General features: G+C 37.6%; 14 protein-coding genes. 6 read left to right on the top strand and 8 right to left on the bottom strand.

What is annotated here, in order from left to right; all coding sequences use genetic code 11:
• Window positions 1-216: 216 nt before the first annotated feature.
• From glmS to F8M47_RS04690, 8 genes are all read right to left on the bottom strand, one after another.
• The gene (gene glmS / locus F8M47_RS04725; RefSeq protein WP_150539031.1) at window positions 217-2049 is read right to left on the bottom strand and encodes a glutamine--fructose-6-phosphate transaminase (isomerizing); all 1833 of its coding nucleotides are present in this window, start codon (window positions 2047-2049) and stop codon (window positions 217-219) included.
• A 92-nt stretch (window positions 2050-2141) separates the two neighbouring features.
• Window positions 2142-2903 (bottom strand): DeoR/GlpR family DNA-binding transcription regulator, encoded by a 762-nt coding sequence (locus F8M47_RS04720; RefSeq protein ID WP_150539030.1) that lies wholly within the window; start codon window positions 2901-2903, stop codon window positions 2142-2144.
• A gap of 142 nt (window positions 2904-3045) precedes the next feature.
• Window positions 3046-3246 (bottom strand): glycine zipper 2TM domain-containing protein, encoded by a 201-nt coding sequence (locus tag F8M47_RS04715; RefSeq protein WP_015674186.1) that lies wholly within the window; start codon window positions 3244-3246, stop codon window positions 3046-3048.
• A gap of 171 nt (window positions 3247-3417) precedes the next feature.
• The gene (locus F8M47_RS04710; protein ID WP_150539029.1) at window positions 3418-5463 is read right to left on the bottom strand and encodes a UDP-glucose:protein N-beta-glucosyltransferase; all 2046 of its coding nucleotides are present in this window, start codon (window positions 5461-5463) and stop codon (window positions 3418-3420) included.
• 18 nt (window positions 5464-5481) lie between these two features.
• Window positions 5482-6813, bottom strand: coding sequence for a 30S ribosomal protein S12 methylthiotransferase RimO (gene rimO / locus F8M47_RS04705; RefSeq protein WP_150539028.1), 1332 nt, complete (start codon window positions 6811-6813; stop codon window positions 5482-5484).
• A gap of 182 nt (window positions 6814-6995) precedes the next feature.
• Window positions 6996-7694, bottom strand: coding sequence for a 5'-methylthioadenosine/S-adenosylhomocysteine nucleosidase (gene mtnN, locus F8M47_RS04700; protein ID WP_150539027.1), 699 nt, complete (start codon window positions 7692-7694; stop codon window positions 6996-6998).
• 89 nt (window positions 7695-7783) lie between these two features.
• On the bottom strand, window positions 7784-8401 hold the full coding sequence (locus F8M47_RS04695) for a thioredoxin domain-containing protein (protein ID WP_244298065.1): 618 nt from the start codon (window positions 8399-8401) through the stop codon (window positions 7784-7786).
• 67 nt (window positions 8402-8468) lie between these two features.
• Window positions 8469-8690, bottom strand: a complete 222-nt coding sequence (locus F8M47_RS04690; protein WP_150539026.1) for a SlyX family protein — start codon at window positions 8688-8690, stop codon at window positions 8469-8471.
• An 83-nt stretch (window positions 8691-8773) separates the two neighbouring features.
• Between F8M47_RS04690 and fkpA the strand changes: the two genes are divergently transcribed.
• The 6 genes from fkpA (at window position 8774) to F8M47_RS04660 (ending at window position 12145) form a co-directional block, all read left to right on the top strand.
• Window positions 8774-9502: an FKBP-type peptidyl-prolyl cis-trans isomerase gene (gene fkpA, locus F8M47_RS04685; protein ID WP_150539025.1), complete on the top strand. Its 729-nt coding sequence runs from the start codon at window positions 8774-8776 to the stop codon at window positions 9500-9502.
• A 103-nt stretch (window positions 9503-9605) separates the two neighbouring features.
• Entirely contained in the window at window positions 9606-10265 is a 660-nt protein-coding gene (locus tag F8M47_RS04680) for a helix-turn-helix transcriptional regulator (protein WP_150539024.1), read from the top strand.
• Window positions 10265-10642, top strand: coding sequence for a sulfurtransferase complex subunit TusD (gene tusD, locus F8M47_RS04675; RefSeq protein WP_150539023.1), 378 nt, complete (start codon window positions 10265-10267; stop codon window positions 10640-10642). The genes F8M47_RS04680 and tusD overlap by 1 nt, the downstream gene beginning before the upstream one ends.
• Window positions 10643-10644: 2 nt before the next feature.
• Window positions 10645-11016, top strand: a complete 372-nt coding sequence (gene tusC, locus F8M47_RS04670) for a sulfurtransferase complex subunit TusC (RefSeq protein ID WP_167509598.1) — start codon at window positions 10645-10647, stop codon at window positions 11014-11016.
• 23 nt (window positions 11017-11039) lie between these two features.
• The gene (gene tusB, locus F8M47_RS04665) at window positions 11040-11306 is read left to right on the top strand and encodes a sulfurtransferase complex subunit TusB (RefSeq protein ID WP_150539021.1); all 267 of its coding nucleotides are present in this window, start codon (window positions 11040-11042) and stop codon (window positions 11304-11306) included.
• Window positions 11306-12145: a glycosyltransferase family 8 protein gene (locus tag F8M47_RS04660; RefSeq protein ID WP_150539020.1), complete on the top strand. Its 840-nt coding sequence runs from the start codon at window positions 11306-11308 to the stop codon at window positions 12143-12145. The genes tusB and F8M47_RS04660 overlap by 1 nt, the downstream gene beginning before the upstream one ends.
• The last annotated feature ends 350 nt before the right edge of the window (window positions 12146-12495 follow it).

Below are 12495 nucleotides of genomic sequence, written 5' to 3'. Positions count from 1 at the left end.
TAAATCATCTTTTTTAAATATGTGATCTAAGTCACATTCTTAGCAAACAAGCGGTCAAATTTGCGGAATATTTTGCATATTAAAAACGGAACACACCAATTACGCAAAAAACAAACGTGTTGTGTATTCCGTGATCAACTTGAAAATATCTAGCCAAATTTGACCGCTTGTAAAAAGCAAAAAGCCTTTGAGTTTTTACTCAAAGGCTTTTTGGCATTATTCTACCGTTACCGCTTTCGCAAGGTTGCGAGGTTGGTCAACGTCGGTACCTTTGATTAATGCGATATGGTATGAAAGTAATTGTAATGGCACCGTGTAGAAGATTGGTGCAGTTACTTCATCAACACGTGGTAACACGATGGTTTTGAAGCCTGTTGTTTCTTCAAAGCCAGCTTCGTGATCAGCGAACACATATAACTGACCACCACGTGCACGCACTTCTTCGATATTTGATTTCACTTTTTCAAGTAAGTCATTTTCTGGTGCGACTACCACTACTGGCATTTCACTATCGATTAACGCTAATGGACCGTGTTTTAATTCACCCGCTGCGTATGCTTCTGCGTGAATGTATGAAATTTCTTTTAATTTCAATGCAGATTCCATTGCGATTGGATAGTATTCACCACGACCTAAGAATAATGTGTGGTGTTTATCTGCGAAATCTTCTGATAATTTTTCAATTGCTTTATCAAACACTAATGCACTTTCGATTTGTGCAGGTAAACGTTGTAATGCTTGAACAATGTGGTGTTCTTGCTCTTCAGATACTGTGCCTTTTAAGCGACCAATCGCCACATTTAAAAGAAGCATACAAGTTAATTGCGTAGTAAACGCTTTCGTTGATGCAACACCGATTTCCACGCCAGCTTTTGTCATAAATGCGAAATCAGATTCACGCACAAGTGAAGAACTTGCAACGTTACAGATAGTCATTGCAGACATATAGCCAGATTCTTTTGCTAAACGTAATGCAGCTAAAGTATCCGCCGTTTCACCTGATTGTGAAAGTGTGATTAATAAACTGTTTGGACGCGTTACAAATTTACGGTAACGGAATTCAGATGCAATTTCAACATCACAGCTCACACCTGCAATTGCTTCAAACCAATAACGAGCGACCATACCTGCATTGTATGATGTACCACAAGCAACGATTTGTACGTGTTCAACTTTAGCTAAAATTTCTGCTGCATTTGGACCAATTGCATCAATTTTCACTTTACCATTTTCGATACGACCATCTAAGGTGTTCATGATCGCCACTGGTTGTTCGAAAATTTCTTTTTGCATATAGTGACGGTATGGACCTTTGTCCGCTGCATCCGCTTCGAAGTTACCTTCGTGAATTTCACGTTCAACTTTTTGACCATCACGTGTGTAGATATCAACAGTGTGACGTGTAATTTCTGCTACATCCCCTTCTTCAAGGTAAGCGAAGCGACGTGTTACGCTTAATAATGCTAATGGGTCTGATGCTAAGAAGTTTTCACCTACACCGTAACCAATAACTAATGGAGAGCCTGAACGTGCTACGATTAAATGTTCTGGTTCATCTTGGTTCATTACTACCGTGCCGTATGCACCACGTAGTTGCACAACCGTTTTCTGAACTGCTTCTAATAAAGAATTTGATGTGCGGAGTTCCCACTCAACTAAGTGAGCGATAACTTCAGTGTCAGTTTGCGATTGGAATACATAACCACGCTCTTGTAAAACGACTTTTAATTCTTCGTAGTTTTCGATAATACCGTTATGAACTACTGCGATTTTACCGCTACGGTGTGGGTGAGCATTGGTTTCTGATGGTTCACCGTGTGTTGCCCAACGAGTGTGAGCAATACCTGTACCACCGATTAATGGACTTGCTGCAATAGCATCATCTAATGCTTTTACTTTACCTACACGACGAACAATTTGCATATTATGTTCTTCGTTTAATACTGCAACCCCCGCAGAGTCGTAACCACGATACTCTAAGCGGTGTAAACCATCTACTAAAATGTTTGCTACGTCGCGTTGTGCTACTGCACCTACAATTCCGCACATAATGTCTTTCCTATGTTAAAGTTAAAAAATAATAAATAACTGGGTCACGGGTAATAAATAGAAACTTTTGCCACTTTTCATTATTTGCTCGCTTAATCACGAGCGACAATCACTTCAATACCATGTGATTCGATTGTTTTCTTAATCTCTTCATCAATATCAGCATCAGTGATTAATTTATTTATGCCTTTCCATTCAAGCTCAAGATTTGGCATTTTACGTCCCATTTTTTGAGATTCAATTAAAACGATAACTTCTCGAGAAACCTCTGCCATTACTTGGCTCAAGCCTACAAGTTCGTTAAATGTGGTGGTGCCACGCGCTAAATCCAAACCATCTGCGCCAATAAACAGTTGGTCAAAGTCATAAGAACGTAGCACTTGCTCAGCAACTTTACCTTGGAATGAATCTGAACGAGCATCCCAAGTACCACCAGTCATCAAGACGGTTGGTTCGTTATCAAGCATAGTTAATTCGGTTGCGAGTGCTAATGAATTAGTCATAATCACTAAGCCTGTTTGATATAAGGCTTTGACCATCGCGCCTGTAGTGCTTCCACTATCAATAATAATGCGATTATGATCTCGAATGTGTTTTACTGCTTCATGCGCAATAGCTAATTTTTGTTTTGAAAGTTGTTCATTACTTTCTTCGATCATCTCTGATGGAATCTTTACTGCACCGCCATAACGACGTAACAAGAAGCCGCTCTCTTCTAAAGCGGTCAAATCCTTACGAATTGTTACTTCAGAAGTTTCGAAGAAATTTGCCAATGTTTCAACACTCACCTCCCCTTGCTCTTGTACCATTTTCACAATTAGGTGACGGCGTTGTTGTGTATTTCTCTTTGACATACATTCCTCAAAAAGTTTCGATTTCTAACATTTAAATTTCGTTTCAAAACGAGCGAATTATATTAGATAATTTTATTTATGCAACTTTTTGTACAAAAAATAAGACCAGCTAATTTAATCTTAACTGGTCTTACTTTAAGAATTATTTAATTTGGCTACCGATAACGCCACCTAATGCTGCGCCACCTAATGTTGCGCCAGTAGAGTTTCCAATCATGTTACCAGCTACCCCACCAACTGCAGCACCAATTGCTGTATTACGTTGTGATTTAGTTAAGCCGTTACATGCTGAAACTGTTGTTGCTAATACTGCAACAGCAAGTACTTTTACCATAAATTTCATTATATTTTCCTTATTTTAAGGGTTACTACTACCACAAATAATTGCCACAACTATTTGCACCCACTAAGACTCAATTAAATCTAAAAGGTTCGGTAATTGCTCCTCATCTGACCAGAATTCAAGTAAAAAAAAAAGCACCGAATATTTCGGTACTTTTGCAATTAATCGCGATTATTTAGCCGCTTTTTTAGCTCTTTTCGCTGCCGCTTTTAACGGTGTATCTTTTTTTGCAGTCTCTTTTTTAACTTTTGTCGTCGCTTTTGCTTTGCTCGCTGTTGCGGTTTTCGTTGCTTTTGATCCCTTAGCTTTCGCTTTAGGTTCTTCTGCTACAAGTGTATTTATTTGTAATGCAACATTATTTTGCTCAGCCCATTCCATCGCTTTCGTTAATAACATACGTCCCATTGGGCGAGGATCGCCAGTAAATAACGTTTTTAAGCCATTATTTTCAATAATATGACGACGTAATGCTAAACGTTCTTGATGATTTTCTGCTAAACGCACAGAACGCTCAACATATTCATCAACCGTATTTGCAATTAACCATTCAGGTAAACCTAAACGTTTAAATAAGCCCTCATCAATATGCTCATGTACTTCTGGACCTGTTTTACATACGCCAACTAAGCCTAAAGTAACCATATCAATAATGCCGTTCGTATTCCCAAATGGGAACGGATTAACCATCATATCGCAATTATGCAAAATATTTAGGTATTCGTGGTAAGGCGAATGCGGGTGTGCCGTTGCTGAATCCCCCAAGTAAGATTTGATAAAACGAGCTACATACGGGTGTGTTACACCATTAGATTGCCCTAAAGCAAAGTGGAAATGCACTTTCACTTTAGCGCGATCACGAATCGCTTTTAACGCTTCTAAGAAATATGGGTTTAACTTCATGGTTGTTGAAGCAATACCAATATTTACCACTTCTGGGTTTTCACGTAATAAATAATCCACTTTCTCTGGCGCTAATGCAGAAGGTACATACGGTAATGCATCTTTTGGTAAACGCAATAAGGTTTCACTAAAGCACTCTTCTGAACCAACATAATCATCTTCAACAATCACATATTCAATAAAATCAGAATGTGTGGTTGCAGGGTGACCTAATGCAATGACCTGTACAGGCGCTAAACGTGTGTTGCTCGCAAAAATTGTAGCTAAATCCATACCAATACTTGGCATATAGAACACTAATGCGCCATTTGTTTCACAAATTGAACAGATAAACTCTAATTTATCCTTCATGCTATTGCCATCCACTAAATGGAACTCATCAAATACATCTCGACCCGCTTGATCCACTGAAGCATTGCCTAAACCAATAAGATGGAAATGTTCACGCGCTGCAATCATTGAAGTTGAGTGCGTACGATAAATCGAATGCGCTGAATGGAAGTGCTCAAGTAAAACCACCATCACTGGTTTGCCATTACGATAACCCACTTTAGTCACATCACGATCTTGCCAAGCATATTCATTTTCAATATGACGACGAATTACTTGGTTTAGTGCTTTCTTCACATCATGTTTATTTGCCGCAATATCATAGCTACAGTGCATATACACATCATGAGATATCGCACTTGGTACATTATTGAGGTTTTGTAATTGAGCTAAACGAGCAGGGAACCACTGTAAAATCGCACCACGTTTTGAGAAAGCGGCTGGCGTACCAATAAAGCGAGGAGATTGTAGCGCAAAGCAAAGCGAAGCACATAGCTCTGGATCTGCATTCCATGCTGCATCTAAGTTTAAATTCACGTTTGATTCTGGCAAATAGAGAATGCAGAATTTAATTAATGCCGCTTTTGTTGCATCTAAGTGAATATCTAAGCTATTTTCACGATTCGGATTGCGGTTATACGTTTGTAAAATATGGTCTGCATTAATAAACGGAGAACTTGCAAATATAAGCGATAACCAGCGTTGGAATACTAAGAAACGCTGTGCGCCTTCCACCGAAATTTCTAAACCTGGATCAGAGAATAGCGTACTAATCGCTGTAGCTAAGCGAGTACAAAAATAAACGGTTTTCTCTTGTTCAAGATCTTTTAATTGGGTAGGAAATTCAAACTCAATATCTTGAATTCCACCAAAATTACTATCAAGTTTTGCTAAAATCTCAAGTAATGCTGAACAAGCTTCTTCATATTTTTTAGCCGCTACTGCAGCTTCAAATGTGGTTAAATTAGGTTTTTTATTATGTTCCATACTAGTTTTCCTGAAAAATTAACAACTTCCCCAAAGGTCATATTCATCTGCATTACTAATGGTTACAGAAATGATTTGACCAATTTTAATTTCTTGGTTTGAAATATTATCAACATAGACAACACCATCAATTTCTGGCGCATCCGCCATAGAACGACCAATAATGCCTTCTTCATCAATTTCATCAACAATCACTGCTAGTGTTTTACCCACTTTTTGTTGTAAACGCGCGGCCGAAATACGTTGTTGAACCTGCATAAAGCGATGAAAGCGCTCTTCTTTCACTTCTTCTGGCACTTGATCAGCCATTTCCGTTGCAACCGCACCCTCCACAGGGCTAAATTTAAAGCAACCCACACGATCTAATTGTGCTTCTTCTAAGAAATCCAATAACATTTGGAAATCTTCTTCTGTTTCACCAGGGAAACCAACAATAAAAGTCGAACGAAGCGTAAGCTCTGGGCAAATTTCTCGCCATTTTTTAATACGTTCTAAAGTACGTTCAATAGAACCTGGGCGCTTCATTGCTTTTAATACTTTGGGGCTAGCATGCTGTAATGGAATATCCAAATACGGTAAGATTTTACCTTGCGCCATCAATGGAATTAAATTATCCACGTGCGGATATGGATATACATAATGTAAACGAACCCAAATGCCTAAAGAGCCTAATTGCTCACATAAACTAATGAGATTATTTTTAATTGGCGCACCATTCCAGAAAACGGTTTTATTTTGATTTTCTTTTGACTGATCTAACGCATACGCTGAAGTATCTTGCGAAACAATTAATAATTCTTTCACGCCTGAATCTGCAAGACGTTTTGCTTCATCTAAGACTTGTACAATTGAACGGCTATCTAAATCACCGCGCATTGAAGGAATAATACAGAATGTACAACGATGATCGCAGCCTTCTGAAATTTTTAAATAAGCATAATGTTTAGGTGTAAGTTTTACTCCGTGTGCAGGCACAAGACTAGTATACACATTACGCTCTGGACGAGGCACATATTTATGCACGTGTTGCATAACCGCTTCATAGCTGTGAGGCCCTGTGATCTCTAATACTTTTGGATGTACTTCACGAATTTGGTTTTCTTTCGCACCTAAACAACCCGTTACAATCACTTTGCCATTTTCTTCTAATGCTTCGCCAATCGCTTCTAATGACTCTTGCACAGCACTGTCAATAAAGCCACAAGTGTTTACAATCACTAAATCCGCATTTTCATAACTTGGAATAATGTTATAACCGTCTGAGCGTAATTCCGTCAAAATACGTTCGGAATCCACTAAGTTTTTCGGACAGCCTAGGCTGATAAAACCAATATTCGGTGTAGTACTCATAAATTTCTCAAAAATATAATTAGGTAATCAATAAAGCATAAATAAAAAAAGACCTACAATTTAGTGTAGGCAAAAAGGTCGTAGATTGTACAAAACTTATAAAAAAATAGCGATAATAAGCGATCAATTTTTTGGCTTTTTTTGCAAATTTCCAACCAAAGTCGACCGCTTATCACAATGCCTTAAGCGACACTATTAAGCATAGCAAGCACAATTTCCGAAGATTTTTCTGCTGCAAGCGGTAGAAACTCATCAAAAGAAAGGTGAGAAGCTTTATCCGCCACATCAGAAATTGCACGTACTACGACAAATGGTACTTCAAATGCATGGCATACTTGTGCGATTGCTGCAGCTTCCATTTCTACTGCAACGACATTTGGGAAGTTTTGGCGAATTTGGGCGATGGCTTCAGCACCATTCACAAATAAATCACCGCTACAAATTAAGCCAGAAACCGCATTAAAACCTGACTTTTCCGTTTCTTTAATCGCAACATTCATCAAATGCTCATTTGGTAGAAATGCCGCTGGGTTTGCTGGTAATTGCCCTTTTTCGTAACCAAATGCAGTCACATCTACATCGTGGTGACGCACTTCGGTTGAAATCACAATATCACCTACATTAAGTTTTGCATCTAAACCGCCTGCAGACCCCGTGTTAATAATCATATCTGGCTTAGCCAGCTCAAGTAATAAGGTTGTACCTACCGCTGCAGCCACTTTACCAATACCCGATTGCAATAATGCTACTCGCGTATTATTAATTTTACCGTCATAAATTTTACAGCCCGCAATTTCTGTTACTTTCGCTTCAACCATTAAATTACGTAAAATTTCAACTTCTTGAGCCATTGCGCCAATAATACCAATTTTTAGTTTCATTATTTTTGATCCTCTTTTTGTTCTTGTTGTAGTTTATTGATTAAGAAATCTAATACACCGTAGGTATAATCATCATTATACAAAGTATTTTATAACAAAATATATTTTCCATTTAATACAGCAATAGGTACATATGGCGGATTATACAAATTAAACAACGTACGATCTTGCGCCATCCGCGTTTTAACTTGTTCTGAATGAAACAGCTTATTAAATGCAACAACATCCAAACCTTTAGCGGAAATCCATTGAGCTACCGCTGCATCACTTTTGACTAAACTGTCTGTTTGTTTACGCCCTACACTATCAAATAAATAAAGTTCGCTCAAATCTTCTCGCCCATTAGCAATAAAACTGGCGTGCATTTGCCCTGTAAATGTGTCACCGTTTTCATACGCAGGCGAATGTTGTAGCACTACTTTATCTTGGTGCTGTTGCGCATATTGTTTTAAATAGTCATTAGCATTTAAACAAACTGCACAATCATATTTAAAAAAATATTGAATTAAGATGCGCCCATCTTTAGGCAACTCAATATTGATTGGCTTTTTATAAGAATAATAGCCTTTTCCATCTTTAAAAAGCGGTTCATTTTTGGCAGTTTGTTGCGAATTTCCGACCGCTTGTTCAGACACAGCAAAAACATTCAATGCAAAGAGTGAAATAACCAACACTGTTCCCCACTTTACTAAATCCTTAAATAGCATATTCAGTAAAATTACCTCAATTAAACTGTGAGCAATTAGAATCCGAACTAATAAATAAGTTCATAGCCTAATAATGCGGTGGTGGTGTTTCTTCAGAAAGTGAAGCAACGTTACTCGATTGAACACCTTGCAACTTCTCTGCAAAGAGGCGAATTTGGGTTTGTAATTTATCCAAAGTAAATTGATGATGAACCAATGCTTGATTCAATTCTTCAATCGTCACTTCTTGGAAAGCAACTTTCGTTTCTAATTCAGCAATACGCTGTAAAAGATCGTGTTCTGTCGTCATTTTTAATAAAAAAGGTTGTCTAACAAAGAAATACACTTTACCCTATCTACCTTTCTTTTAACAATTATTTATAAGGAAAATCTATGTTAAAAAGCAAACTTTCTGCACTAGCAATCGCAATGAGTGTTATCGCAACATCACAAACTGCATTTGCAGAACAAAAAGCCGATCAAAAATTTGTAGATGAATCATCATATGCCGTTGGTGTATTAATGGGAAAAAATATTGAAGGCGTTGTCGCATCTCAAAAAGAAATTTTCTCTTACAACCAAGACAAAATTTTAGCTGGCGTACAAGATACGATCAAAAAAACGGGTAAATTAACCGATGAAGATTTACAAAAACAATTAAAAGCACTCGACACTTATCTTGCTAGCCAAGAAAGTAAAATTGCAGCCGAAAAAAGCAAAGCAACTATTGAAGCTGGCAATAAATTCCGTGCTGAATACGAGAAAAAAGCAGGCGTAAAGAAAACGTCTTCAGGCTTACTCTACAAAATTGAGAAAGCAGGCACAGGCGAGTCTCCAAAAGCAGAAGATACGGTAAAAGTACACTATAAAGGTACATTAACAGATGGTACGGTATTCGATAGCTCATACGAGCGTGGCGAGCCAATTGAATTCCAATTAAACCAATTAATTCCAGCGTGGATTGAAGCCATTCCAATGCTGAAAAAAGGTGGCAAAATGGAAATCGTATTACCGCCAGAACTTGGTTACGGTGAACGTCAAGCAGGCAAAATTCCAGCAAGCTCAACTTTAAAATTTGAAATCGAATTATTAGATTTCAAAGCGACAGAAGCGAAAAAATAAGCCTTGAATCTAAGCGGTCTAATTTGTAAAATTTTTTGCAAATTAGACCGCTTGCTTTTTGGTCTTGAAACATCATTTCATAACAAAAATAACCAGATTATCTATGAAAAAATTCCAAACATTTAGCGAAGAAGATCATGCCATTCTCGCCTCTTATTTCCCGATTGTGGACGGCATAGCCGCACTTATTGGTGAACATTGTGAAATCGTTTTGCATTCTTTAGAGTTTCTTGAAAATTCGGCGATCTATATTGCCAACGGACATAATACTGATCGCAAGATAGGCTCTCCACTTACTGATAAAGCACTAAAATCGTTACATCAAATGAAAACCGATAGCGTATCAAAACCGTATTTCACTCGCTCCAAAGGCGGTGTTTTAATGAAATCGGTTACCGTGGCTATTCGTAATAGTAAACAGCACGTAATTGGCTTTATTTGCATTAATATCAATTTAGATGTACCTGCCTCTCAATTCCTCAATGCCTTTATCGCACCATTGCAGGATGATGAAGATACTGCAGTCAACTTTGCCAGCTCAGTAGAAGAACTTGTTACTCAAACGATTGAAAATACTATCGAAGAAACCATGGCAGATCGTAACGTGGCAAATAATAATAAAAATCGCCATATTGTGGTGTCGCTATATGAGAAAGGAATTTTTGATATTAAAGATGCAATTAACCAAGTGGCTGATCGGTTAAATATTTCACGCCATACCGTTTATCTTTATATCCGACAAATAAAACAGGATAACGAATAATGGACTATGTACTCGCAATAAAATCCCCCATCTATGGCGCTCAGGGCGCCTATTTAGCCTATCAAACAGCAGAAGCTCTCTTGGCTGCGGGACACCATATTCAGCAGATCTTTTTTTTCCAAGACGGGGTAACAAATGCAAATGCTCTAGCAAACCCTGCCAGTGATGAAGTCAATTTAGTGGAAAAATGGCAAAATTTGGCAAAATTACACCGCTTACCTTTGCATCTTTGTATTTCTGCTGCGCAAAGACGAGGTATAGTTGATCAGCAAACTAGCAAAACTCAACAAACAAATCTTGCCGAAGGTTTTACCCTAGCAGGGCTCGGCGAATTTAGCCAAGCAGTACTAAAAGCAGACAGACTCTTAACCTTTTAATTATGAAAAAATATAAACTGGCATTTCTTTTTACTCAACCGCCTTTTGGAACAGCAAGTAGTCGAGAAGGCTTAGATGCCCTGCTCGCTGCAAGTACATTTTGTGCTGAAGATGAAATCGCAATTTGCTTTTTAAACGACGGCATATTTAACTTACTGGCGAAGCAACAACCACATAACATCTTGCAAAAAGATCATATTTCCACTTTTAAACTGATTGATTTATATGATTTAACGGAGTGTTTTATCTGTGCTGAATCGCTCCATGCAAGAAATCTAACGAACCCAGAATGGATTTTAACGAACACCCACATCGTTTCTCACACCGAGATTTTTAATGTGCTAAATCAAGCCGAAAAAATACTTACATTCTAAATTAGGAACACCAAAGGAATACTATGCTTTATACCCTTTCCAAAGCACAATACGATCAGAATGAATTACAAACATTACTCGCTCAAATTACCGAAAATGATGCCATCATTTTATGGCAGGATGGCGTATTACAAGCGGTCAAATTTCCGCAATTTTTTACCCATATCTCAAATCTATTTGTGTTAGAAAATGATCTCAATGCAAGAGGATTACGCACCCATTTCAACACAATTACTCTCACTGAATTGGTGAAAATAACCGAAAAATTCCATCCACAGGTAGCGTTTTAATGGCAAACATAATGCATATTGCACTAGCTGCAGATCGTAATTATGCAGAACAGATTATCACTCTAATTAAATCCATTTGTCTTTTTGATCGACATATACATTTTTATCTGATTAATAAAGATTTTTCTGAGCAATGGTTTTATTCTTTGAATATTGAATTAAATAAAATTGATTGTCATATTACAGATATAAAACTAGACACTACTCACTTTTCTCATTTAAAAACAAACAGCCATATTACAGAAGCAAGTTATTATCGCTGTCTAATTCCTCAGTTAATCCCCCAAGATAAAGTGCTTTACCTAGATTGTGACATTGTGGCAAACAGTTCTCTGCGCCCTCTATATCAACAAGATATATCTAATTTCTTAGTGGCAGCAATACCAGATTATCTCATTAATAGTAAGTTTTTTTACCATAAAATATTTCCGCAACTCAACAAATACTTTAACGCTGGCGTTTTATTATTTAACAATAAAAAATGGAGAGAAACGGATAATATAGATCAACGATTAGAAAATGCGATTCATCAATATCAACAAAGTGGTTCGGATTTAGCTGATCAAGATATTTTAAATTTAGCTTTACAAGATAACTGGCTAGCTCTCGAAAGAAAATATAACTATCAATTTGGGGCAGCCTATTATTTATATGAAAATAATCGCCTAGATATTTATAACGAAATAATAGACTTAGCTGGCACCTCACCAGTACTTATTCATTACACTGGATTAGCTAAGCCATGGACACCCTTATGCCATAATAAGAGTCATATAGAACAACAATATTGGAATATATATCGACTTACATGGTCAGAAATCATCAACCTGAATAAATAGTGAGTGAAATAACTACCAATACCATTTATCTTATTTACAACAAGCGGTCAGATTTTTTCCTTTTTTACAAGGAAAATTACGAAGAAAAACCAATCTTTCACAACCCAAAAACTAAAATGAGGTGTCCTTATCCAAGGACTAAAATGATATGCCCTTTGCATGCAATTTGAGTATGGTGTGCTTGAATCATACGTCATGCGTGGAGTTGGGGAAGCCTACGGGAAGTGAAAAAGCCTTTTCCCACAAAGCAAACACCCCGCGGTCATTCTCATAACCACGGGGTGCTTTTTAATTCAATCTGGCGATGCCCTACTCTCACATGGGGATGCCCCACACTACCATCGGCGTTA

The organism is Actinobacillus vicugnae (assembly GCF_901687125.1).
In the GTDB taxonomy this organism is placed as follows: domain Bacteria; phylum Pseudomonadota; class Gammaproteobacteria; order Enterobacterales; family Pasteurellaceae; genus Actinobacillus; species Actinobacillus vicugnae.
This window is presented reverse-complemented; position numbering and strand designations above follow the sequence as displayed.